Origin of the sequence: Novosphingobium sp. 9 (assembly GCF_025340265.1) — a bacterium.
Classification (GTDB): Bacteria; Pseudomonadota; Alphaproteobacteria; order Sphingomonadales; family Sphingomonadaceae; genus Novosphingobium.
This window is the reverse complement of sequence record NZ_CP022707.1, coordinates 2,446,887-2,470,175: the sequence shown is the minus strand read 5'-3', so window position 1 is coordinate 2,470,175 and position 23,289 is coordinate 2,446,887. Positions and strand designations below refer to the sequence as shown.

Annotated in this window: 17 protein-coding genes, 1 tRNA gene and 1 pseudogene; 14 read left to right on the top strand and 5 right to left on the bottom strand. The window is 62.7% G+C overall.

The features are described from left to right. Positions 1-117 precede the first annotated feature (117 nt). A complete protein-coding gene (locus tag CI805_RS12110) occupies positions 118-2,853 on the bottom strand; it encodes a ribonuclease E/G (RefSeq protein ID WP_260923636.1) in 2,736 nt (911 codons plus the stop codon). A gap of 136 nt (positions 2,854-2,989) precedes the next feature. On the opposite strand from CI805_RS12110, the gene CI805_RS12105 reads away from it, so the two are divergent. The 3 genes from CI805_RS12105 (at position 2,990) to CI805_RS12095 (ending at position 6,946) form a co-directional block, all read left to right on the top strand. Further along, a complete protein-coding gene (locus CI805_RS12105) occupies positions 2,990-3,319 on the top strand; it encodes a hypothetical protein (RefSeq protein ID WP_260923633.1) in 330 nt (109 codons plus the stop codon). A gap of 203 nt (positions 3,320-3,522) precedes the next feature. Further along, on the top strand, positions 3,523-4,359 hold the full coding sequence (locus CI805_RS12100; protein WP_260923631.1) for an N-acetylmuramoyl-L-alanine amidase: 837 nt from the start codon (positions 3,523-3,525) through the stop codon (positions 4,357-4,359). A 52-nt stretch (positions 4,360-4,411) separates the two neighbouring features. Next, positions 4,412-6,946 (top strand): penicillin-binding protein 1A, encoded by a 2,535-nt coding sequence (locus tag CI805_RS12095; protein ID WP_260923629.1) that lies wholly within the window; start codon positions 4,412-4,414, stop codon positions 6,944-6,946. Positions 6,947-7,118: 172 nt separating this feature from the next. On the opposite strand, the gene CI805_RS12090 is transcribed toward CI805_RS12095, so the two are convergent. Together CI805_RS12090 and CI805_RS12085 are read right to left on the bottom strand one after the other, a co-directional pair. Then, on the bottom strand, positions 7,119-8,093 hold the full coding sequence (locus tag CI805_RS12090) for a cation diffusion facilitator family transporter (protein ID WP_260923627.1): 975 nt from the start codon (positions 8,091-8,093) through the stop codon (positions 7,119-7,121). Between the two features lie 43 nt (positions 8,094-8,136). Further along, positions 8,137-8,586 carry a hypothetical protein gene (locus tag CI805_RS12085; protein ID WP_260923625.1) on the bottom strand — a complete coding sequence of 150 codons (450 nt, stop codon included), beginning with the start codon at positions 8,584-8,586 and terminating at the stop codon, positions 8,137-8,139. 120 nt (positions 8,587-8,706) lie between these two features. On the opposite strand from CI805_RS12085, the gene efp reads away from it, so the two are divergent. From efp to CI805_RS12045, 8 genes and pseudogenes are all read left to right on the top strand, one after another. Continuing rightward, on the top strand, positions 8,707-9,270 hold the full coding sequence (efp, locus tag CI805_RS12080; protein ID WP_260923623.1) for an elongation factor P: 564 nt from the start codon (positions 8,707-8,709) through the stop codon (positions 9,268-9,270). Then, the gene (locus CI805_RS12075) at positions 9,270-9,758 is read left to right on the top strand and encodes a hypothetical protein (protein WP_260923621.1); all 489 of its coding nucleotides are present in this window, start codon (positions 9,270-9,272) and stop codon (positions 9,756-9,758) included. Before efp ends, CI805_RS12075 begins: the two co-directional genes overlap by 1 nt. A 63-nt stretch (positions 9,759-9,821) precedes the next feature. After that, a complete protein-coding gene (locus tag CI805_RS12070) occupies positions 9,822-10,640 on the top strand; it encodes an inositol monophosphatase family protein (RefSeq protein ID WP_260923619.1) in 819 nt (272 codons plus the stop codon). A gap of 51 nt (positions 10,641-10,691) precedes the next feature. Continuing rightward, positions 10,692-10,775, top strand: a tRNA-Leu gene (locus CI805_RS12065). A 206-nt stretch (positions 10,776-10,981) separates the two neighbouring features. Beyond that, positions 10,982-12,366, top strand: a pseudogene (locus CI805_RS12060) (TIGR03013 family XrtA/PEP-CTERM system glycosyltransferase). Beyond that, on the top strand, positions 12,363-14,510 hold the full coding sequence (prsK, locus tag CI805_RS12055) for an XrtA/PEP-CTERM system histidine kinase PrsK (protein ID WP_260923617.1): 2,148 nt from the start codon (positions 12,363-12,365) through the stop codon (positions 14,508-14,510). Before CI805_RS12060 ends, prsK begins: the two are co-directional and overlap by 4 nt. Beyond that, the gene (gene prsR, locus CI805_RS12050) at positions 14,510-15,886 is read left to right on the top strand and encodes a PEP-CTERM-box response regulator transcription factor (RefSeq protein WP_260927961.1); all 1,377 of its coding nucleotides are present in this window, start codon (positions 14,510-14,512) and stop codon (positions 15,884-15,886) included. The genes prsK and prsR overlap by 1 nt, the downstream gene beginning before the upstream one ends. A gap of 73 nt (positions 15,887-15,959) precedes the next feature. After that, positions 15,960-17,681 carry a tetratricopeptide repeat protein gene (locus tag CI805_RS12045; RefSeq protein WP_260923615.1) on the top strand — a complete coding sequence of 574 codons (1,722 nt, stop codon included), beginning with the start codon at positions 15,960-15,962 and terminating at the stop codon, positions 17,679-17,681. Positions 17,682-17,689: 8 nt separating this feature from the next. Here the strand turns inward: CI805_RS12045 and panB are convergent, their stop codons facing one another. Then, on the bottom strand, positions 17,690-18,562 hold the full coding sequence (gene panB, locus CI805_RS12040; RefSeq protein WP_260923614.1) for a 3-methyl-2-oxobutanoate hydroxymethyltransferase: 873 nt from the start codon (positions 18,560-18,562) through the stop codon (positions 17,690-17,692). 180 nt (positions 18,563-18,742) lie between these two features. On the opposite strand from panB, the gene CI805_RS12035 reads away from it, so the two are divergent. The 3 genes from CI805_RS12035 to CI805_RS12025 all read left to right on the top strand — a co-directional run bounded on the left by CI805_RS12035 (position 18,743) and on the right by CI805_RS12025 (position 22,146). Further along, positions 18,743-20,251 (top strand): amino acid permease, encoded by a 1,509-nt coding sequence (locus CI805_RS12035; RefSeq protein WP_260923612.1) that lies wholly within the window; start codon positions 18,743-18,745, stop codon positions 20,249-20,251. A gap of 80 nt (positions 20,252-20,331) precedes the next feature. Beyond that, positions 20,332-21,090, top strand: a complete 759-nt coding sequence (locus tag CI805_RS12030; protein WP_260923611.1) for an extensin family protein — start codon at positions 20,332-20,334, stop codon at positions 21,088-21,090. Positions 21,091-21,156: 66 nt separating this feature from the next. Beyond that, positions 21,157-22,146, top strand: a complete 990-nt coding sequence (locus CI805_RS12025; RefSeq protein ID WP_260923610.1) for an aldo/keto reductase — start codon at positions 21,157-21,159, stop codon at positions 22,144-22,146. Here the strand turns inward: CI805_RS12025 and CI805_RS12020 are convergent. Continuing rightward, positions 22,143-23,144, bottom strand: coding sequence for an AraC family transcriptional regulator (locus CI805_RS12020; protein WP_260923608.1), 1,002 nt, complete (start codon positions 23,142-23,144; stop codon positions 22,143-22,145). The genes CI805_RS12025 and CI805_RS12020 overlap by 4 nt on opposite strands. Between the last annotated feature and the right edge of the window lie 145 nt (positions 23,145-23,289).

Genomic DNA, 23,289 nt, shown 5'->3' with positions numbered 1-23,289 from the left:
AGATATAAAACGTGCAGTTGCGTCTGACGCCATCGGTCTGAAGTATGCATGAAAAAAGGGGCGCGCCATTGCCCGTGAAGACAATGGCGCGCCCCCTCATTCCTCAGATCGGCTTATTTATTCGCCGAAAGTGCGCTGCCACCAGCCGCGACGCGGAGCCGCTGCGCCGTCAGCCGGGGCTTCGACGGGAGTGTCCTCCTGGGCAACCGGAACGGCTTCAGGTTCAGCGACAGGGGCCTGCTCCACCGTCGCTTCGGCTTCCACGTCGGCCTTCTTGCGGCGCGTGCGCTTGGGCTTGGCGGGTGCTTCTTCCACGGCAGCCGGAGCGTCTTCCACAGGTGCAGCGTCTGCCTTCTTGCGGCGCGTGCGCTTGGGCTTCTCCGGCGCAGCCTCGGCCTCGACGGAAGGCGCTTCTTCCGCAGGGGCGGCATCGGCCTTCTTGCGGCGCGTGCGCTTGGGCTTCTCTGCCACTTCGGCCTCGACTGCTGCCGGTTCAGGCGTCGCTGCGGCAACGGCGGCGGTCTCGTCGGCTGCCGTGTCGGATGCGACGGTCTTCTTGCGACGCGTGCGCTTCTTGGGCGCTTCGGCAATGACCTCAGCCGGAGCTTCGACGACGGGCGCTGCTTCGACTTCGACGTCAGCGGCTTCGATGGCCTCGGGCGCTTCTTCGCCTTCGGCCTCGCCCTCAGTCTCGCCTTCGTTCAGCGCTTCCGTTTCATCGCCACGACGGCCACGGCGACGACGGCCTCCGCGACGACGGCGCTTCTTGGGTGCCTGAGCATCGTCGTTGCTTTCGGGAGCGTCGGCTTCAACGTCTTCGCCCTCATCGCCTTCAGCGTCGGCAGCCGCTTCGTCCTCGGGCGAGCCGGCATTGGCCTGATTGTCCTGACGGTCCTGACCGCGACCGCGACGACGGCGACGGCGCTTGCGGCGCGAGCCACCGTCTTCGTCGGAAGCAGGGGCAGCGGCGCGCTCTTCGGCCTCTTCCAGTTCCTCTTCGGCGTACTCGTCCTCGATGAAGTCGTCCTCGACCTCTTCGGCGATCGGATCGAAGCGCGGCACGAAGTCGTTGCGCGGGCCGGACGAGCCGACACGCATCTTGGCGCCTTCGTTCTCACCCTCGGGAATGACCTCGACGGTCACGCCGTAGCGGGCTTCGATATCCGCCAGGTCCGCACGCTTGGTGTTGAGCAGGTAGACGGCGGCCTCGGTGCTGGCGAACAGCTGGATGACGATGCCGCGGCCCTTGGCAGCTTCGTCCTCGATCAGACGCAGTGCCGAGAGGCCTGCCGAGCTGGCGGTGCGGACAAGGCCGGTGCCATCGCAGTGCGGGCACGAGCGCGTCGTTGATTCCAGCACGCCGGTGCGCAGGCGCTGGCGGCTCATTTCCATCAGGCCGAAGCTGGAGATGCGACCGACCTGGATGCGGGCGCGATCGTTCTTGAGCGCTTCCTTCATCGCCTTCTCGACCTTGCGGACGTTGGAGCCGTACTCCATGTCGATGAAGTCGATGACGACGAGGCCGGCCATGTCGCGCAGGCGCAACTGGCGGGCGATTTCGTGCGCAGCCTCAAGATTGGTGGCCGTCGCGGTCTGCTCGATGCCATGCTCCTTGGTGGCGCGGCCCGAGTTGATGTCGATCGAGACCAGGGCCTCGGTCGGGTTGATGACGATATAGCCGCCCGACTTCAGCTGCACGACCGGATCGTACATCGCGGTCAGCTGGTCTTCGGCGCCGAAGCGCTGGAACAGCGGAACGGGGTCGGAATAGGGCTTCACCTTGCGCGCATGGCTGGGCATGAGCAGCTTCATGAAGTCGCGCGCGGCGCGATAGCCATCCTCGCCCTCGACGACGACTTCTTCGATATCGCGGTTGTAGATGTCGCGGATGGCGCGCTTGATGAGGTCGCTGTCCGAGTGGATCAGGGCAGGGGCTGCCGAGTGCATCGTGCGCTCACGCAGTTCGTCCCACAGGCGCGCAAGGTAATCGAAATCGCGCTTGATCTCGGTCTTGGTGCGCTGGAGCCCGGCGGTGCGGACGATACAGCCCATCGAGCGCGGCAGCTGCAGCTCGGCGATGATCGACTTCAGGCGCTTGCGGTCCGAGGCCGAGCTGATCTTGCGGCTGATGCCGCCGCCATGGCTCGAATTGGGCATAAGCACGCAGTAGCGGCCAGCCAGCGAGAGGTAGGTGGTGAGGGCGGCGCCCTTGTTGCCGCGCTCTTCCTTGACGACCTGAACCAGCAGAACCTGACGGCGGTGGATCACGTCCTGGATCTTGTAGCGGCGGCGCAGTGCCATGCGCTTGGCGCGCAGGTCATCGGCTTCCTTCGAGCGGCCCGCATTACGGCCACCCTGACGGCGGCGACCGCGATGGCTACGGCCGGTGTTCTCGCCTTCTTCTTCCTCGTCCTCGCCAAAGCCGCGTTCGACGTTGCCGTCTTCAAGGATCGCGACTTCATCCTTTTCGGACGTGTCGACTTCGGTCAGGCCGCCGTCTTCGTAATCGTCGCCATCATCCTCTTCGTCGGACTCGCTGGCGCGCAGCGCGGCTTCCTCTTCGGCATGGGCAGCTTCTTCCGCCAGCAGGGCCTCGCGGTCCTCCTTGGGGATCTGATAGTAATCGGGATGGATTTCGCTGAAGGCGAGGAAGCCGTGACGGTTTCCGCCGAAATCGACGAAGGCAGCCTGAAGCGAAGGCTCCACGCGCGTTACCTTCGCGAGATAGATGTTGCCTTTCAGCTGCTTGCGGTCAGCCGACTCGAAGTCGAATTCTTCAATCCGGTGTCCCTTGAGGACCGCCACCCGCGTTTCTTCCGGGTGGCGCGCATCGATGAGCATGCGCGTTGCCATTGTAATTTCTCCATAGGCGCCGCTGTCCGACCGGATCTTCCGGGAGGGCGCCATCAATTTCGGGGGTGCCCGACGCGGCTGGTTCATGCTCGCCGAAAGCGGCCGAGCCCATCGCGTTGCAGGGCAGGGTAACGTAATGACCGAGGCGATCCGGCGCCTTGATCGCGAAAAGACATGTGTCGATCGGGCCTGCCACAGCGGCGGGCATTGCGACTGCGGTCATCAGGCCGCGCGGCGATTGCAATCGCGCGGCGCGTTGCGGCAACACCGCCCATGCCCTGACGGGCATTGGCTGGCGGGGCTGCAACGTACTTCTCATGACTCGCGTCAACCTGCTGATCCGGAAAAGGATTTTCCCGGTGGTCATGCCAAGGAGCAATGGTTCTGCAATCCGGTCTACGGCGTCATCTGGTGGGACCAGTTCCGGATTTCAATGTCCGGCAGGGCGCGCGACCGGGAGGCTTGATTAGGCTCCGGCTGTCTGGGCCTAGCACCCCTGTCCCGCAACGGCAAGTTACAAGGGCGTGACAGGGCAAGGAACTTTCGTTGCGCAAACGCGGAAACGAATCGGGGGAAAGTGCCGAGATCGAATTGTGGAGCAGCGTTGGGCGACTTAACCATTGGTCCATGTCGCGTCGCGCTCCGCCATTATCCCTGGTTGTTGCCTGTATGGCGGCGCTGCTGTCGGTCATGGTGTTGGTGCTGGTTTCTCATGCCGCAGTCATGGCGGCGCGGGCTGACGATAGTGCGATGCTGCGCTTTGACCTGCCATCATCGCAAGTGGCCGCCGGACTGCCGCGCATCGACGGGCCGGCAGACCCTGCGCGTCCTCTGGTGGTGATCGATGCTGGGCATGGCGGTTTCGATCCGGGGGCGGGGCAGGGGGCGCTGCGGGAAAAGGATGTCGCGCTCGCGATCGCAAAGGCGGTGCGCGCCGGGCTTCTGGCCCAGGGTGGCATTCGCGTAGCGCTGACCCGCGATACCGATCGCTTCGTCTCGCTGCGAGATCGGCCTGAAATAGCGCGGCGGCTGAATGCCGATCTGTTTATCTCCATTCACGCCGACAGCGCGCCCGAGGATACCGCACGCGGGGCGAGCGTCTATGCGCTGTCGGAAAAGGGGTCTGACGAGGCTGCGCAGCGCTTTGCGGCCAGCGATGCGCAGAACGGGCGGATCAATGGTGTCGCACTTTCGCATCTCGACAATGGCGTGGGGTCCATTCTGCTCGACCTGTCCCAACGCGGCGCGCAGGCGCAGTCCGCAAGGATGGGGAGTATTCTCCTGCGCGAGCTGGACGGGAAGGTGGGGCTTCACCGAAACGATGTGCAGACGGCGGCGCTGGCGGTGCTGAAGGCGCCGGATATTCCGTCGATCCTGTTCGAGACCGGTTACATCAACAATCCGCAGGATGCTGCGTTTCTGGGCTCTGTGCAGGGTCGCGACATGATCGCGGATGCCGTGGTGCGGTCGATCCGCATCTATTTTGCCACGAAATCCGGTCTCTGAGGCGCCTCGTGTCTGGTCTTGTCCGAAAGCCTCGTGCTAGAGGGCTGCGGCAATGACCGACGCCACATTCGAACCGGAAGAGCCGCAAGGTCCAGATGGACATTACACGCTGCGGCGCAAGGGAGGCGGTCGCTTCGGCGGCCTGACGGGCAGGATCGCTGCCAGCTGGAAGCGCCGCAAGTGGTTGCGTCGGTTCTCTTACGTGTTCCTTGCCGGGCTGCTTGCCTTCACCGGTTTCTGGATCGTTTTTACGCGGGATCTGCCCGATGCGAATACGCTGCTGACCTATCAGCCGCCGTTGCCGACCATGGTCCGTGATGGCGACGGAGCGATCATCTACAGCTATGCGCGTGAACGCCGCGTTCAGTTGCGCTTCCAGGACATCCCCCCTCAGGTCTACAACGCCTTCCTTTCAGCGGAGGACCGTACCTTCTGGACGCACGGAGGCGTCGATCTGGGCGGTCTGGCGGGAGCGGTGCTCGATTATGCATCGAAGTTCGGCACCGGCGTTCGCGCTAAGGGCGGCTCGACGATCACCCAGCAGGTTGCCAAGAACATCCTGATCGGCGACGAGTACTCGGTCACGCGCAAGCTCAAGGAAATGGTCGTCGCCCGCCGGATCGAGGAAGCGCTGACCAAGCAGCAGATTCTCGAACTCTATCTCAACGAGATTCCGCTTGGCCGCCGTTCGTTCGGTGTGCAGGCTGCGGCGCGCGCCTATTTCGACAAGGATGTCGACCAGTTGACGCTCGCGCAGAGCGCATTCCTTGCGATCCTGCCCCGCGCACCCGAAGTCTACGGTCGCAAGAAGGCCGAGGACCGTGCGATCGAGCGTCGTAACTGGGTGCTCGATCAGATGGTGCGCAATGGCTGGGCCAGCAGGGCCGATGCCGAAGCCGCCAAGGCCGAACCTCTGGGACTGGTCGTTCAGCGCAGCGATGCCTGGGACCCGTCCTACGGCTATTTCATCGAGGAAGTGCGCCAGCGTCTGATCGACAAGTACGGCGAGAATGCCAAGGACGGACCGAACAGCGTCTATGCGGGTGGTCTGTGGGTGCGCACCTCGCTCGATCCGCAGATGCAGGGCGCAGTTCGCGATTCGTTGCGCGCGCAGATGCTCCAGTTCCAGGGCAATGGCCCCTGGCACGGGCCGATCGCGCACATCAGTTCGCTGGATAACTGGCAATCCGAACTGATCGGTTCGAACAAGACGGTTCACTACAAGAACTGGCGTGTGGGCGTCATTCTGGATGGCAAGCAGATCGGCTTTACCGATGGCAAGACTGCACAACTGACGAACATTCCCGACCGGGCGAAACTGGGCGACGTGATTGTCGCCGAGCCGGTTTCCGACAGCACGTATGCGGTTCGGACTATCCCTGAAATTTCCGGCGGCATGATTCTGGAGCAGCCGGGAAGCGGGCGCATCCTGGCCATGCAGGGCGGGTTCGATTCCGGCCTCGGCAGCTTCAATCGCGCCATTCAGGCAGAGCGCCAGCCGGGTTCGACGATCAAGCCCTTCGTTTATGCCACGGCACTTCAGGCAGGCATGACCCCGGCCTCGCAGGTGCTCGACGGTACGTTCTGCGTTTATCAGGGCGGGTCGCTCGGTCAGAAGTGTTTCCGCAACTTCGGCAACGAAGGCGGCGGCGGCATGCACACGTTGCGCTGGGGGCTTGAGCAGTCCCGCAACCTGATGACGGTGCGCATCGCCAATGAAACGGGAATGCCGCGGGTTATCCGCACGTTCCACAATTTCGGGATCGGCGATTACAAACCCTATCTTTCATTCGCACTGGGCGCAGGGGAGACCACGGTCTACCGCATGACCAATGCCTATTCGGCAATGGCGAATGACGGTGTGCAGTATCCTTCGTCGTTCATCGACTATGTGCAGGACCGCAACGGTAAAGTGATCTGGTCTTCGGACAGCCGCCACTGCGATACCTGCAATATGCCGCAATGGGATGGGAAGCCGATGCCGCGTATCCAGCGCAAGGGCAAGCAGGTGATCGATGCCGACACCGCCTACCAGGTGATCCACATGCTGGAAGGCGTGGTCATTCGCGGTACGGCCGCGCGACTGCGCGCGCTGAACCTGCCGCTGTTCGGCAAGACGGGTACGACGAATGGCCCTACCGACGTCTGGTTCATGGGCGGCAATCAGGATTACGTTGGCGGCGTCTATCTGGGTTACGACAATCCCCGCTCGCTGGGCGGTGCAGCGCAGGGCGGGCGTATCGCAGCGCCGGTCATGCAGCGCGTGATCGAGGCGACGCGCGAGCGCTGGAGCACCAGTCCGCTGACTGCCCCTGCAGGTATTCGCATGGTCCGGATCGATCGTGTCACCGGCAAGCGGGTGTTCGGTGTGGAGCCGACCGATGATCCCAAGGCGGCGGTTATCTGGGAGGCCTTCAAGCCCGACACCGAGCCACGCAAATATACGGCGGAAGACGAATTCACCCGTCGCCGCGATGCCTTGGTGGCGCAAATCCGCGATGCGCGCGATGCCCGTCAGCAGGCGGCTCAGGCGCAGCAGCAAGCTGACCAGCAGGATTTTGCTTCGCAGTTCGGTGGCGTCTACTGATCTGAGAGTCCGTTTGAAAATTCGCGAACAGCGAATTTTACGGCGTCGGCCTTCTCCCTCATCCTACCACCCAACGGTAGTATCCTGCGGGTGGCAGGGTGGAGGAGAGGGCCGGTGCAGCTTCAAAAACGCCTCTCAAAGGCATTTTTCAAACGATCTCTGAAGCCTGTTTCTAGGGGGCGGTGAAGGCGTTTTCGCGTTTTTCCGGGCGGATGTAGATCGATGTAATAGCAGGGGAGAGCGCCTTCATGCGCTCTTCCAGTCGCTCGATCAGCGTTTCGGCTTCCCCCATAGGCAAACTGTCCGCAAAGTCCGCGCTGATGGCGACAAATACAGCCTTCGGCGCCGTATGGATGGTGCGGATGTGATTGACTGCATCGATGTTCGGTTCTGCGTCCAGTACGGCTTGAAGGCGATCGATAAGCTCCGGGTCTGCAGCTTCCCCTATAAGCAAACCCTTGGCTTCCCGCGCGAGCAGCATGGCTACGCAGCCCAGTACGATGCCGATTGCGACCGAAGCGGCGCCGTCGATCCGCGCATCATCGAAATGGTCACTGCCCCACACGCCCAGCCCGGCGATGATCAGGCCGATCAGGGCGGCGCTGTCCTCGAACAACACGATGAACCCTGACGGATCTTTTGAGCGGTGAATGGCCTGCCACCAGGAAAGTTTGCCCCGTCCCGTATTGAATTCCCGCACGGCCACTATCCATGAGGCGCCCTCAAGGAGAAATGCAATGCCAAGGACAATGTAATTCAGCGTTGCGTCCGCGATAGGGTGCGGGTTGCGGATGTGGTCGATGCCTTCGTAGATCGAAACGCCGGCGCCGACTGCGAAGATCAGGATCGCAACCACGAATGCCCAGAAATAGAGCTCGCGGCCGTAGCCGAAGGGGTGCGCTGCATCGGGTGGACGGGCAGCCCGCTTTTGGCCGTGGAGAAGAAGGATCTGGTTTCCGCTGTCGACGAGCGAATGAACGCCTTCTGTGGCCATGGAGGACGACCCGCTGATCAAAGCAGCAATGAATTTGGCAATGGCGATGCCGACATTCGCCGCAAGTGCGGCGTAGAGCACTATATTGGCGCGAATCACATCCAGTGTCGCCGGTGGCGCGGGAGGCGCCGTATCTTCGATTTCTCTGGGCATCAGCCCGGAACGAATGAATTGCTCCGGTGTTTCGGCTGCTGCGTTACTTTACGTGAGCGGATAGTACGCAGCGCATGTCGCTATCGCTGCCGTTGGCATTGAGCTTGCGCAGGAAGCCATTGGATATGCGGTGGAATGCCAGGCCTTTCAGGACGCCGCCTGTCATCACGACCTTTTCTCCGGTATAAAGATAGCTGCCTCGCACGCCCTGTGCCTTGTAGCTGGAGCCGATGACGACCTGAAAGTCGAAACTGTTCATCGGCTTGCCAACTGCGCCTGTCGCATCGCCGGGCATCTCGCACTCATAGTGGCCTAGCGGCAACGTATGCAGCGGACCACCAGGTACCGGTGGGGGCGTCCCCTTCGAGGCGATGGCGCTGCCTGTTGTGCCGAGCATCACCAAGGCTATGCCCAAGGCGGCGAGCCGCGAGAAGGCGCGCCGAATACCGGCAGTGCTGCGGAAAATACGGAAGGTCGGCAGGGTACGGTTCATGGTGCCCAGCGCTAGCACTGCCGCGAAGCAATTGCCACAGGCACGGCGGTAAGCTAAGGGCGCAATCCTTCCTGCCCTGTACGGGCTGGACAGCTCTTTCCCAGGTCAAGGCTCAAGCTCATGAAGATCAGCGGCGTCGACATTCGCCCCGGTAACATTCTCGAATACGAAAAGGGTATCTGGAAGGTCGCCAAGACCCAGCATACCCAGCCCGGCAAGGGCGGTGCCTTCATGCAGGTTGAGATGAAGAACCTGATTGATGGCCGCAAGACCAACGTGCGTTTCCGCAGCGCCGATACGGTCGAGCGCGTGCGCCTCGATACCAAGGACTTCCAGTTTCTGTACGTCGAAGGCGACCAGCTCGTGTTCATGGACATCGAGACCTACGACCAGATCCAGCTGCCTTCCGATCTGCTCGGCGATGCTGTTGCCTTCCTGCAGGACGGCATGCAGGTTCTGCTCGAACTGTGGGAAGAGCGTCCCATCTCGGTTCAGTTGCCGGAACAGGTCGAGGCGACCATCGTTGAAGCCGATGCCGTCGTCAAAGGACAGACGGCATCGTCGAGCTACAAGCCGGCCATTCTCGACAACGGCGTGCGCGTCATGGTTCCGCCTCATATCGAGAGCGGCACGCGCATCATCGTCGATGTCTACGAGAAGGCCTACGTGAGGAAGGCAGATTGATGCACACGTTCAAGACCACGATCCTGGCAGCCGCGGCTTTCGCCGTGGCGGCCACGCCAGCCTTGGCTGCAGCGCCTGCCAAGAAGGCAGCAGCCAAGCCGGCCGCGCACGCTCCCGCCGCTTCGCTGCCGCAGCCGCCCGCTTCGGAAGCCGAAGTGAAAAACGCGATGCTGTACCTCAAGGTGCTGATCAGCGGTCTTGAATCGAAGAACGTTGACCAGCCTGCCAAGGGTGCGCTGGTCGGCTGCCTTTACAACAACTCGCTGGGTAAGATCACGCATTCGATGGATGAAGTGATCAGGCAGAATCCGGAGAAGATCCATCGCGAGAACATGAGCGAACTGCTCAGTGCGATGGTGATGATCTGTGGTTACAACCCTGCCGAGGCCAAGTCGGGCGCTGCGCCGGGTGGGCCGTCTGCTCCGTCTGGCGCTGCGGTCGGCCCGACCGACAAGGACGGCGCAGCTTCGGCTTCCAGCGGTCGCTGATATATCATGCAGCGGGAGGCCATCCGGTTTCCCGCTGTCGGCACTTACAAAGAGTAGATTGAAATGGCCATTTCCGGTCTCATTCGCGTGATGGAGAAGGCGGCCCGCAAGGCGGGTTCGCGTCTGCGCCGCGATTTTGGTGAAATCGAACACCTCCAGGTCAGCCGCAAGGGGCCTTCCGACTTCGTGTCCAAGGCCGACCAGGCTTCCGAGCGCACGATCTGGGATGAACTGCGTGCTGCTCGCCCGGACTGGGGCTTCCTGTTCGAGGAAGCCGGCGAGATCGAGGGTGATCCCAACAAGCCGCGCTTCATCGTCGATCCGCTCGACGGTACCACGAACTTCCTCCACGGCATTCCGCATTTCGCGATTTCGATCGCCGTCCAGGAACCGCGTCTGGATGGAAAGGGCTGGGGCGAGGTGACTGCCGGGCTGATCTACAACCCGGTAACGGACGAAAGCTACTGGGCAGAGAAGAGCCGCGGCGCATGGCTTCATGACGCACGCCTGCGTGTTTCGTCGCGTCGTCATCTTGACGAAAGCGTGATCGCGACCGGTATTCCGTTTGCCGGGCATGGTGATGCCGGGCAGTGGACCAAGATCTATCACGCTCTGGCGCCGCAGGTTGCCGGAATTCGTCGTTTCGGCGCTGCTTCTCTGGATCTCGCCTGGGTTGCGGCAGGGCGTTACGAAGGCTTCTGGGAAGCGGACCTCAAGCCCTGGGATACGGCGGCTGGCTGCCTGCTCGTGCGCGAGGCCGGTGGTTTCGTGTCGGACTGGAAGGGGCGCTCGAACGTGATTTGCGATACGGAGATTCTGGCAGGCAATGATGCGCTGCACTCGCGTCTCCACAAGATCGTTGCGACGGCGCTGAAAGACTGACTTGAGCAAGGGCGCGTAGGCGGCTAAGGCCGCCTCCACGTCCGGTTATGTGCCCCTGTGGCGGAATGGTAGACGCGAACGACTCAAAATCGTTTGTCGCAAGGCGTGCCCGTTCGAGTCGGGCCAGGGGCACCATTCCCGATGATGATCTTCGCGATTGCCGTATTTTTGGCGTAGGCTTGTAAAGCATGCCGACAGGGCAATCGTAAGGCGATTGCCTGATTTCCGTCAGTTGGTACGGTATATGGCATTAATGCTGTCAGATTTACCGACATTTTACGTCTTTCATCCTAGCTTGGCATGGTGAACGCTGAGCGTGCAAGGATGATTGGCACTCGACGATGATTCGTCTTTTCAAACACTACATTCCCCATGCGGTGATCCTGCTCTGGCTCGTCGATGTGCTGTTGCTTGTCGGCGCCAATGAGCTGTCGTGGCGGCTGCGTGCCGACCAGATCGGCATGAGCGCAGGCACATTCGCTGATCGTGCAGGGGGCATGGAGCGTTCGCTGTGGTGATCTCGCTCGCGATGATGGCTGTCGGCGTCTACGGAGGGGAGGCATTGCGTTCTATGCGCTTTGCCGCCGCGCGGCTGTTGGTCGCGATTTCCTTGGGCGTCATCGCGTTGTCTTTCGTGGACTTCGTGACGGGGGGGCAGAACTTCTGGCGGTCCACTCTGGCCTATTCCATGGCATTCGCCATTGTACTGCTGATCCTCAACCGGCTGCTGCTGGGTGGTGTTCTGGGCACATCGGCGTTTCGTCGCCGGGTCCTTGTGCTTGGCGCGGGTGAGCGGGCGAAGCGCCTGCGTGATCTCGCCGAGCGGCCCGAGAGCGGATTCGTCATCGTCGGCTATGTCGGCATGAGCGAGGGGCCGCCGGTGGTCGAGGAAGCGATTTCACGCGCTGCGATCCACAATCTGACCCGACATGTAGAGAATATGGGCGTCAGCGAAGTCGTTCTTGCCCTTGAGGAACGTCGTAATGCCCTGCCTCTGAAAGATCTCTTGAGGATCAAGACAGCGGGCGTGCATGTTAACGAGTTCTCGAGCTTCCTTGAACGAGAGACAGGGCGTGTCGATCTTGATACCGTCAATCCCAGTTGGTTGATCTTCTCGGATGGCTTTTCGTCCGGGCGAGCCATATCCAGCGCTGCTAAGCGGATTTTTGATATCTTCGTCAGTGCTTTGCTACTGGCGATCACGGCGCCGGTCATTCTGTTCTTTGCGCTTCTGGTGAAGATCGACAGCAAAGGGCCGGCGTTTTACCGTCAGGTGCGTGTCGGCCTGTATGGTCAGCCGTTTCATGTGATCAAGCTGCGCTCCATGCGTACGGATGCGGAAGCTGCGGGCGCACAATGGGCATCCAAGAACGACCCTCGTGTCACCCGGATCGGACGGTTCATCCGCCTCGTGCGTATCGATGAACTTCCGCAGGCCTGGACCGTGCTCAAAGGGCAGATGAGCTTTGTCGGCCCGCGCCCGGAGCGCCCGCAGTTCGTCTCCGAACTCGAGGAGCAATTGCGCTACTATGCCGAGCGTCACATGGTGAAGCCCGGTATCACCGGATGGGCACAGATCAATTATCCCTATGGCGCCTCTATCGAGGATTCGCGCAACAAGCTCGAGTACGATCTTTACTACGCCAAGAACTACACGCCGTTTCTCGATTTGATCATCATCCTGCAGACGCTGCGGGTCGTACTGTGGAGTGAGGGCGCGCGATGAACGTGCTGCTTGCCGCGAGTACCTGGGAGCGCATTGGTATTGCGCTGGATGTGACCGCCGCCAGTGCCATGTTTGCCGCTGTTCTATGTCTTTTGCCGCGTCGCGATCGTCTTGGCGCAGCAGGAACGCCGGTCGTGATCGCGCTGGTGCTGACGGCGATATGGTGCCTGGTTGATGCTGCGCTGGGCAGTGAAGGGGTGGACAGCACATTTCCTTCGGTGCTGGAAAGTGCCCGCAACGTGGGGTGGTTTTTTGCCATTTACCGCATGTTTCTGGCGGATGGCCGGGAGGAAAACGTCGCGCCGGTGCGCCTGGTTATACTGTCTCTGACTTTCGTCGAAATATTGCATGTCATTCTGGATATTGCCCTGGCGACCGGGCTTCTGGAAGCTGACGTCCAAGCGCTTGCGACGGGCGTGGAGCTTCTGTTTCGGCTTCTGGCAACAGTGGGCGGCTTGGTGCTGATCCATAATCTATACGTTGGCGCAGCTGTCGATGCCCGCCGGATATTGCGTTGGCCGGTACTTGGAATAGCCGTCGTCTGGGCTTTTGAGCTTAATCTTTATACGGTGGCTTATCTGGCTGATCGTTGGCCGATGGAACTGGCAGCCTTTCGAGGTGCTGCAGCTCTGGCATTGGCCGCTTGCGTGGGCGTCGCAACTGCGCGCAATGCGGATGCGCTGCGTTTACGACCGTCGAGAGCCGTCGCGTTCCAGACATTTTCGTTGCTGGTGATCGGCCTCTATCTCATTGCGATGGTGATTGTCGGGCAATGGCTGTCCTATGCGGGCGGTGACATGGCAAGGCTTGTCGAACTCACCTTTCTGACATTCGCAAGCGGGTTGGCGCTGGTCGTGCTGCCCTCGCGCCGGCTCAGGGCCTGGATGCGTGTCATGCTGGTCAAGCATTTCTTCCAGCATCGCTACGATTATCGCGATGAGTGGTTACGCTTCGCGCGTACGGTCGCCAGCGACGTTGCCGGGGCCCGGCCGATTGGGGAGCGCGTCATTCAGGCGATCGCGGACGTCTTCGATTGTCCTGCAGGCGTGCTTCTGACGCCGGCAGATAGCGGCGATCTGGCTGTTGCCGCAAGGTTCACCTGGCCCGATCTGGAGGTTCCGTCCGTCGCATGGGATGCCCTTCACGTGGGCTATTTCGAGAAGAGCGGTTTTATCATCGATCTCGATGATTTGCGCGGCGATGGAAGTGAGCTCTGGCCGCAGGCGAATGACGTTCCCGATTGGCTGCTTGATGACAATCGGATTTGGGCTGCGGTGCCGCTCATTCACTTCGAGCGGATCGTTGGCATGGTCTTGCTGGCACGGCCGCCGATGGCGCGCCGTCTGGATTGGGAAGACTTCGATCTGTTGCGCGTAATGGGGCAGCAGGCCGCAGCGTTTCTGGCGGAAAACAGCAGCCAGGAGGCGCTCGCGGATTCGGCCCGGTTCGACGAGTTCAATCGCCGCATTGCCTTTGTCATGCACGACATCAAGAATCTGGCCAGCCAGTTCAGCCTGCTCGCCCGCAACGCTGAACTTCACGCGGAAAAGAAGGCGTTCCGCGATGATATGCTGGTGACATTGCGAAGCTCTTCGGAAAAGTTGAATGCCCTGATCGCCAGGCTGTCACGGTACGGAACCGGCGGCGTTGAGCGGGTCGAGGTGATGCGGGCAGCGCCACTCGTACAAGCCGTAGCTGATCGATTTGCGGGGCGGCACGGCGTCTATGTGACATCTGCAGCCGATCTGGCAATCGTCGCCAATGGCCATTCGCTGGAACAGGTTCTGGTCCATCTTGTTCAGAACGCCGTTGATGCGAGCTCCGAAAATGCACCGATTTGCCTCTCCTTGATCGCGGAGGGCCTCAGCGCGAGGATCGATGTGGTCGATAGCGGCTCCGGCATGTCAGCCGAATTTGTGCGCAGTCGCCTGTTCAAACCTTTCGTATCCACGAAGTCTGGCGGCTTCGGGATCGGTGCATTCGAAGCGCGCGAGCTTGTCCGGGCGATGCATGGGCGGCTGGATGTGGAAAGCCGCGAAGGATTGGGCTCGCGCTTCACGATCCATCTACCGCTTGCCACGGCCTCTCTCGAATCGGGATCAGCAGGTGCTGCATCCGATGAAACGCACCAGAAAGTAGCATGATGAGTGATGAAGGCCTCAAGGCACTCCCCAAACTTCTCATTGTCGAGGACGATGCCGGCCTGCAGGCTCAGCTGAAGTGGGCTTACGAGGATTTTGATGTCGTTCTGGCAGGAGATCGCGCCTCGGCAATCGCGTTATTGCGCGCCGAGGCCCCTGACGTCGTGACGCTGGATCTTGGCCTTCCGCCGGACCCGGACGGGACGAGCGAGGGGTTCGCCGTCCTGGATGAGATTATGGCCATCAAGCCGGATACGAAAATTATCGTCGCGAGCGGACATAATGCCCGTGAGAGCGCTCTGCAGGCGATCGCTCGTGGCGCTTATGACTTTTATCAGAAGCCTGTGGACATCGATGCACTTGGGCTGATCGTTCGTCGTGCACAGCAATTGCGCCGACTGGAAGACGAGAATCGTCGGCTGGCGGAACGTGTGGATGAAGGCGGACAGGTGTTGGGGCGCCTGGTCACGGCAGCGCCTGAAATGGTCAAGGTCGCACGGACTATCGAGCGAGTTGCGGGTACTTCGGTTTCGGTCATGCTGCTGGGTGCAAGCGGGACCGGCAAGGAACTGCTGGCCAGGGGCCTGCATGAGGCAAGTGGCCGAGCGCATGGGCAGTTTGTGGCCATAAACTGCGCAGCCATTCCCGAAAACCTGTTGGAAAGTGAACTTTTCGGGCACGAAAAGGGAGCCTTTACCGGGGCCGTTAAGACGACGCCGGGAAAGATCGAGCAGGCTGCAGGCGGTACGCTGTTCCTGGATGAGGTTGGCGACATTCCGCTTCAGCTTCAGGTGAAGCTTCTGCGTTTTCTGCAGGAGCGGGTTATCGAGCGGATCGGTTCGCGAGAGGCGATCGCGGTCGACACACGGATCGTCTGCGCCACGCACCAGAATCTTGAGGCGATGATTGCGGACGGGCGTTTCCGCGAAGATCTCTATTATCGCCTCGCCGAGATTGTCGTGCGAATCCCTGCGCTTGCGGAGCGTCCAGGAGATGCGGTCTTGCTCGCCAAGGTATTTCTGCAGCGGCATGCGCGTGAGATGAACCCACAGGTGCGCGGCTTTTCCATAGACGCGCTGGCTGCCATCGATGCATGGAACTGGCCCGGTAACGTGCGCGAACTTGAAAATCGGGTGAAGCGGGCCGTCATCATGGCTGATGAAAAATTGGTGAGTGCCGCAGATCTCGACCTGCTCGATCCCGACGAGCAAGTGCTCGGCGCGCTCAACCTCAAGGCCGCGCGCGAGCAGGCGGATCGCAAGGTGATCCGCCATGCCCTGGCCCGTAGCGAGGGGAATATTTCCAGTACGGCCAAGCTCTTGGGTATCAGTCGACCGACGCTTTATGACCTTCTCAAGCAGTACGAACTGCAGGCCTGATCGGGGGCGGCTCCGTCGCTCGCTGCCGCCGCCCAAGTCTCTTCCCGGCGCCCGCATTCTGGTGGCGCTGGCCGTGCCGCTCCTGGTCATGGCAGGCATGGTGGCCAGCTTGATCGTTCATCCTGCTGCTGTTGTTGCACGCCAGGATGGTCCGGGTGTCCTGATCGGAGAGGCGCGTGATGCCTTGCGCAGCGGGGATGGCATTGCTGCGGAGATGAAGCTGCGTGCGGCGCTGGCAGGAGGGGCGAGCCGTGCCGCAGTCGCGGCTTATATGGGTGAGGCATATATCGTCCAGTCTGATCCGGACAATGCTCGCAAATGGCTGGAAACAAGAGATTTTGATTCACCCTCTGCGCCGGAGGGCTGGCGTAATCTGGCGCTTGTCGAGTTGCAGATCGGGAACATCGGGGCTGCGGGAGAGGCCTATCGTAAAGCCCTGACGCTGGCGCCGAACGATGCCGGGTTGTGGGTGGAAGTCGGCCGCTGGAACTATGCCGCAGGGCGCCATCTCGATGCGATAGCAGCGGCAAGGCGAGCTATCGAACTCGCGCCGAATAACGTGCAAGCTCTTCGTTTTACGGCACAACTTGTGCGCGACAGCCAGGGACTCGTGGCGTCTCTGCCGTGGTTCGAACATGCCCTGAGGGTCGATCCCAATGACGCCGGCGTTCTGACGGACTATGCCGCGACCTTGTGCGACATGGGTCGGGGAACTGCAGCACTGGCTGCCACGCGGCGCCTTCTGACGGTTTCACCCGGAAACGCGAATGCCTACTATATTCAATCTCTTATAGCTGCCCGCGCAGGGCGATATACGCTCGCTCGCGGGGTGCTGGAGCGGGCCGGGACGACGCTTGATACGATGCCGGGTGTCATGCTTTTGCATGGCGTTCTGGAAGCGGATGCAGGCAATTATGCGACATCGTCGGATTGGCTGGAAAAGTTGCTTCAGCAACGCCCCGATGACCGTGCCGGGCAGAACCTGTTGGCCCGCGTGCTCTACCTCTCGGGGCAATACAGTTATGTAATCCAGCGTTTCTCGGATGTTGCATCGAGGCCTGACGCCACGCCTTACCTGTTGACCGTGCTGGCTCGGGCCGAGGAGGCACTGGGCGATAGACAAGCGGCAGGTGTCTTGCTGGATCGCGCGGCAAGGGGCCCTCAACCCGGATTGCACGTGCTTGCAGGCACATCCAGCGTGGCAGATCTGCTTGCTCAGAGCCGGACGCAAACGGCATTGAATGCGACAGAGGCCGCACTGAAGCATTCGCCCGGCTCCTACGATGCCCTTTCGCTGGCCGGAGATGCTGCCTTGGCCGCGCATGACCCGCAGCAGGCGATGTCGCTCTATCGTCAGGCGGCAGGGATCCGTTTTCCCGATGGGCTGTTCCTGCGCTGGCTGGCTGCGCTCGATGCGGCCAACGATCGTGCCGGTGCCGTGGCGCTGGTTCAGGCTCGGCTCGCCCGAGATCCTGCGAGCCGGGTTGCGCTGATGGCAGCGGGGCAGCAGGCACAGGCAGAGGGAAGGCCTTTGCGCGCGGCTGCTCTGCTGCGCTGGCTGCGCGACAATGGCGGCAGCGACGATGTGGCCGTGCTGAGCCGTCTTGCCGCCGTGGAGGTGGGGAGTGGAAACCTGTCTGCGGGTCTGAGCGATGCACGCCGGGCCTACGACCTCCAGCGTGCCAGTCCGCTGGCGACGCGCGCGCTGGCCTATGCGCTTGCAGCTACGCATCGCGGCAGCACCGAGGCGCTGGCACTGGCAGAGAAGGCCAGCGCGCTTGGTGCTGTGAACTGATCCGCCAGTCAGGCTTTGGGCTGGTAGGTCTGCTCGATGCCTGGGAAGCTGCGCTCGCGCACTTCGCGAGCGTAAGCTTCCGCCGCCTGCGAGACGAGGCCTGCCATGTCGGCGTAGCGCTTCACGAAGCGTGGCACGCGTTCGAACAGGCCGAGCATGTCTTCGGCGACAAGCACTTGCCCGTCGCACTGGGCAGAGCCGCCGATGCCGATGACCGGGCAGGAACAGGCACGGGTGGCCTCGATCGCGATCGGCTCGACCACGCCTTCGACGACGATCGCGAAGGCCCCTGCGGCATCGAGAGCGCGGGCATCGGCCACGATCTTGGCGGCTTCCGCTTCGCTGCGACCGCGCGCGTTGTAGCCGCCGAGCAGGTTCACCGCCTGCGGGGTCAGGCCGATATGGCCCATCACCGGAATGCCGCGTGCCGTCAGGAAGGCGATCGTTTCGGCCATCGCTTCGCCGCCTTCCAGCTTCACGCCAGCACAGCCGGTTTCCTTGAGCAGCCTTGCGGCATTCTCGAAGGCCTGCTGCGGAGACTGCTCGTAGGAACCGAAAGGCATGTCGACGAGAACCGCCGCGTGATAGCTGCCCCGAACCACGGCAGCACCATGGTTGATCATCATCTCCATCGTCACTGGAACGCTGGAGGGAAGGCCGTAGATCACTTGCCCGAGGCTGTCGCCGACCAGCAGCATGTCGCAATGGGCATCGAGCAACTGGGCCTGCCGCGCGGTATAGGCGGTCAGCATGACGACCGGATTTTCGGTCACGCCGTCCTGTTTGCGACGGCGGATGGCGGGCACGGTCAGCCGCTTCATCGGCGCGGGCGTGGGCGTGGCGCGCGAGGTGGCGGTGTCGATCTGGAAGGTCGTAGACATGTGCCTGCTTCTAGCCCCGCAGTCTCGGCTCGGCAATTCGCTGCGTCCCGAACCGGGAAAAAGCGACGCGGCAAGGGGACCGGTTCGCGAAAAGCCGGGGAACCAGCGCATCTAGGCCCTTGCCAAGCGTGAACATGTCGTTAGCGTCCGGGCCATCCAGAAATTCGGGGGTCCATCCGCATGTTCGGACGTGTAAAGCCGTTAGATGCCATTTTGGCGACGGCTGAAAAGAAATCTCTGCATCGCTCGCTGGGCGCATTCCAGTTGACGATGCTGGGCATCGGCGCCGTAATCGGCACCGGTATCTTCGTGCTGACGGCGGAAGCCGCGCAGAAGGCCGGGCCGGGCATGATGCTCTCCTTTATCATCGCCGGTTTCGTCTGTGCCGTGGCGGCGCTGTGCTACGCCGAGATGGCGGCCATGGTGCCGGTCTCGGGATCGGCCTATACTTACAGCTACGCCGTGATGGGCGAACTGGTCGCCTGGATGGTGGGCTGGGCGCTGATCCTGGAGTATGCGATTGCCGCAGGTGCCGTTTCGGTGGGCTGGTCGGGCTATTTCGTTGGCTGGCTCAACACCAGTTTCCAGATAAGCATACCGCATGCGCTGGTGCGCGGGCCGTTCGACGGCGGCGTGATCAACCTTCCCGCGATGCTGATCGCGGCGGCGGTGACGGCGCTGCTGGTGCGCGGTACCAAGGAAAGCGCCACAGTCAACGCCGTGCTGGTGGGTATCAAGATCCTGGCGCTCGGCTTCTTCGTGCTGCTGACGCTGCCTGTCATCAAGACCGGCCAGTTCACGCCGTTCGCGCCGTTAGGCTTTGCGGGCATCTCGGGCGCGGCGGCGTCGATCTTCTTCGCCTATGTGGGCTTCGATGCGGTTTCGACCGCCGCCGAAGAGACCAAGAACCCCCAGCGCAACATGCCGATCGGCCTGATCGGCAGCCTGCTGATCTGCACCATCTTCTACATGCTGGTGGCCGCAGGCGTGATCGGCACCGTGGGTGCGCAGCCGGTGTTCGGTCCGGGGCATGAAGTGCTCTCGCCGGGAACGCCCGCGCTTTCGGCGGCCTGTTCGTCGATCCATGAACAGGCCGTGGTCTGCTCGAAGGAAGCCCTCGCCTGGACGCTGCGTCAGGTCGGCCATCCCTTCGTCGGCTGGCTGGTCGGTGCTGCCGCCATCATCGCGCTGCCTTCGGTCATCCTGATGATGATTTTCGGCCAGACCCGCATCTTCTTCGTGATGAGCCGCGACGGCCTGCTGCCCGAGTTCTTCTCGAAAGTGCATCCCCGCTTCCATACCCCGCACGTCGTGACGGTGCTGACCGGTATCTTCGTGGCGCTGTTCGCGGCGTTCTTCCCGGTTGGCCTGCTGGCGGACGTGTCCAACTCCGGCACGCTGTTCGCGTTCATGGCGGTGTCGATCGCGGTGGTGGTGCTGCGGCGCACGGACCCTTCGCGCAAGCGTCCGTTCCGCACGCCGTTTCTGATGATCACCGCACCGCTGGCGATCATCGGCTGCGCCTACCTTTTCTACAACCTCTCGTGGGAGACGATCATTCTGTTCATCGGCTGGGCGCTGGTCGGGCTGGTCGTCTATTTCGCTTACAGCCGTAACCACAGCCATGTCGGTCGCGGTCTGGTAGACGTCCACGAGACGGACGCCGACGCACCGCTGCCGCCGGTGTGATGCGCTTCGCGCCATCGCTGATGTGAGGAAAGGGGGGCATATCGCTCCCCTTTCTTTTTGCGGAGCCGAACAGGAGCGCGATGCGTTGGCGCAAGGGAATGCGCGCAAGACTGCTCTCCCTGTTCGACCATGGCCTGCTGGTGCTGCTGCTGGTCGCAAGCCTGCTGCTGACGGGCCGCGCATGGCTGCACGACCATCCGGAGGACGATCCGTGGGCGCCGCTGTCGCTGCGCGATCCACCGGGCTGGGCGACGGGCCGCAAGCTGGCGGCGGTGCGCGCCGATCTGCCGACATGCCGTGCTTTCCTCGAACGCAGCGATATCCCGGCAGAGCCGCTTCCCGCCGTCGGCAGCGGTATCTGTCGGAGATCGGACCGTGAGCGGGTCGCCTCGCTGGCCGCCGCCGACGTGGCGCTGCGCCCGCGCAACCCTCAGGCGACGTGTGCCGTGGATGCGGGCCTCGCATACTGGCTGCGCCACGGTGTGCAGCCGGCCGCGCGACTGTTCCTGCACTCGCCGGTGGTGCGGATCGAGCAACTGGGCACGTACAACTGCCGCAGGATCGGCGGCGGCAAGACCGGGACATGGAGCCAGCACTCGACCGGCAATGCCATCGACATATCCGCTTTCGTCACGGCCGACGGGCAGCGCGTGACGGTTCTGGGCGACTGGAAGGCAAAAGCGAGCCAGCCCGAACGTTCGGCCTTCCTCCACGCCGTGCGCGATGCGGCATGCATGCCGTTTTCGACCGTGCTTTCGCCGGACTACAACGCCGCCCATGCCAACCACCTGCATCTCGATCAGGCGCGCCGCACGGGAGGCTGGAAGGCCTGTCATTAGAGTGCATCAAAGCACGGTGCGTGTTCGGGCAAGCGCTGCCAGGGGCCGGGCGGCACAAGCGTTTTCATGACCAGCCCTGATCTCGATCCCGCCGCCTGCCTTGCTTTCGGAGGCGCTGAAATCGGCAATCTCCACCGCGCCATCGACGAAGGCGAGGCGCGCGCGGTGCTGGAAGCGGCGCGGGTGGCGGGGATCGCGCTGTTCGATACCGCGCCCGGCTATGGCAAGGGCCTGAGCGAGTTGCGCATCGGCGCGTTCCTGCGCGATCATGCGGGTGAGGGGCTGCAGGTCTCCACCAAGGTCGGGCGCTATCTGGTGCGCGGGGAAGAGGCCGGAAAGCGCGAGTTCTTCGCCGCCGCGCTGCCGTTCGCGGGCGTGTTCGACTATTCCTACGATGGCGTCATGCGCGCGTTTGAGCAGTCGGTCGCGCGGCTGGGGCTGACGCGTGTCGATATGCTGCTAGTCCACGAACTGGACGAGGGCAATCACGGCGCGGCGACCGAGGCGCAGCTTGGCGTGCTGCTCGACAGCGGCATGAAGGCGCTGGAGGAACTGAAGCGTGCGGGCGATACGGCGCAGATCGGCTTCGCCGCGAATGGGGCCGAGGTGGGCGCACGGGCGCTGGCGGGCGGCGATTTCGACGTGGCGCTGCTGGCTTCGCGCTACACTCTGCTGGACCAGTCCGGCCTCGCCTCATTCCTGCCGACGGCGCAGCGGCGGGGGGTAAGGGTGATGGCAGGCGGCGTGTTCAATTCGGGCATCCTCGCCTCGGGCGCGGCGCAGGGCGCGCGCTTCGATTATCGCGAGGCACCCGAGGAGATCATCGCACGCGTGCGCAAGCTGGAGGCGCTCTGTGCGCGGCACGCGGTATCGCTGCCCGGTGCAGCGATGCGCTTCGTGCTGGCGCATCCGGCGATCGAGCGGGTGCTGGTGGGCACCTCTCGGCCTGAGCGTATCGCGCAAACGGTCGCGCATCTGGACCAGCCTGTGCCCGAGGCGTTCTGGCAGGAACTTCGCGCCGAGGGTCTGGTCAGCGCGGATTCCCCGTTCCCCTAGTGCTCCACCAGCCTGACATTGCGCAGGCGATCGACGGAATTGCGGGCGGCGCCCAGCGCTTCGCTGCGGTAACTGCTGGGCGTGCAGCCGTATTCCTCGCGGAAGGCGCGGCTGAACGAGGCGCTGTCACCGAACCCCCAGTTGAGGCAGATTTCGGTGAGCGAGGCGTTCTTCTGGTGCGGATCGCCCAGCGCTTCGCGGCAGCGCTCCAGCCGCCGGGTGCGCAGATGCCCCCGAAACGTGTGGCCGCTTTCGGCGAACAGCATCTGCACATAGCGCACCGAGACGCGGTGCATCTTCGCGACTGACGACAGGCTGAGTTCGCCATCGTGCAGGTTCTCCTCGATCGAGCGGCAGATGCGCCGCAGCGCGCCTGCCCGCACCGAGGCGAGGCCGCCCAGCGGATTGCGGGCGGGATCGTCGAACAGGCTGCCGAGCAACAGTTGCACCAGCGCTGTTTCCATGGCGAGGGCGCTGGCCTCGTCGAGCCGCTCGATACTTTCGGTGACTGCGGCGAGCATGGCGCCCAGCACGCGCACCGGGCCGGGTGCATCCTTGAGGTGGATCAGGTTTACCGGCAGCGAGACCAGACTGGCGCGGGCGAGCAGGTCGGCGGGAATATTGGCCATGGCGATGCGGAAATCGCCGTGCATTTCCAGCTCTCCGGGCGCGCCGCGCCGCGCGAACAGCACATCGCCGGGGGCGACGGAGACCGGTCGGCCATCTACCTTGAGCGTCGCGGTGCCGCGCGTCACCATCGTCAGCCAGAACACGGCATCGTTGCGCTCTGCCATCGGCGCGAATGTCTGCGCGCCGCCTTCGAGTGCGGAAAAGCTGATCCCGCGCGGGGATCGGAACTGCGCCACGCTGGCCTCGCGCGCTTCGGCGGAGGCGAGGGCGCAGTCGGTGGTGATCGCGAAATCGGACAGTGCGCCGCACCAGCCGGAAAGCCGGGCAGCGGGGGGCAGGGCAGTGGCATCGAAGCGGCTATGCGGCATGTGCGTCCTCCTCGGATTGCCTTTCAAAAGACCGAGGGGCACCATCTCCCGACCGCAATCGTATGAATTGCGCGATGTTTCGCAAGCGCAAATCGCAGCGCACGTTTCGCAAAGCATCGAGGTGGTGTGCCGCATAGTCTGAACG

Excerpts from the sequence above, each read along its gene's own strand:
- CI805_RS12110 (WP_260923636.1), bottom strand. The coding sequence starts at position 2,853 with ATGGCAACGCGCATGCTCATCGATGCGCGCCACCCGGAAGAAACGCGG.
- CI805_RS12090 (WP_260923627.1), bottom strand. The coding sequence starts at position 8,093 with ATGCCCAGAGAAATCGAAGATACGGCGCCTCCCGCGCCACCGGCGACA.
- prsR (WP_260927961.1), top strand. The coding sequence starts at position 14,510 with ATGAGTGATGAAGGCCTCAAGGCACTCCCCAAACTTCTCATTGTCGAG.
- CI805_RS12035 (WP_260923612.1), top strand. The coding sequence starts at position 18,743 with ATGTTCGGACGTGTAAAGCCGTTAGATGCCATTTTGGCGACGGCTGAA.
- CI805_RS12020 (WP_260923608.1), bottom strand. The coding sequence starts at position 23,144 with ATGCCGCATAGCCGCTTCGATGCCACTGCCCTGCCCCCCGCTGCCCGG.
- CI805_RS12030 (WP_260923611.1), top strand. The coding sequence starts at position 20,332 with ATGCGTTGGCGCAAGGGAATGCGCGCAAGACTGCTCTCCCTGTTCGAC.
- CI805_RS12085 (WP_260923625.1), bottom strand. The coding sequence starts at position 8,586 with ATGAACCGTACCCTGCCGACCTTCCGTATTTTCCGCAGCACTGCCGGT.
- efp (WP_260923623.1), top strand. The coding sequence starts at position 8,707 with ATGAAGATCAGCGGCGTCGACATTCGCCCCGGTAACATTCTCGAATAC.
- CI805_RS12105 (WP_260923633.1), top strand. The coding sequence starts at position 2,990 with ATGACCGAGGCGATCCGGCGCCTTGATCGCGAAAAGACATGTGTCGAT.
- panB (WP_260923614.1), bottom strand. The coding sequence starts at position 18,562 with ATGTCTACGACCTTCCAGATCGACACCGCCACCTCGCGCGCCACGCCC.
- prsK (WP_260923617.1), top strand. The coding sequence starts at position 12,363 with ATGAACGTGCTGCTTGCCGCGAGTACCTGGGAGCGCATTGGTATTGCG.
- CI805_RS12100 (WP_260923631.1), top strand. The coding sequence starts at position 3,523 with ATGGCGGCGCTGCTGTCGGTCATGGTGTTGGTGCTGGTTTCTCATGCC.
- CI805_RS12070 (WP_260923619.1), top strand. The coding sequence starts at position 9,822 with ATGGCCATTTCCGGTCTCATTCGCGTGATGGAGAAGGCGGCCCGCAAG.
- CI805_RS12025 (WP_260923610.1), top strand. The coding sequence starts at position 21,157 with ATGACCAGCCCTGATCTCGATCCCGCCGCCTGCCTTGCTTTCGGAGGC.
- CI805_RS12075 (WP_260923621.1), top strand. The coding sequence starts at position 9,270 with ATGCACACGTTCAAGACCACGATCCTGGCAGCCGCGGCTTTCGCCGTG.
- CI805_RS12095 (WP_260923629.1), top strand. The coding sequence starts at position 4,412 with ATGACCGACGCCACATTCGAACCGGAAGAGCCGCAAGGTCCAGATGGA.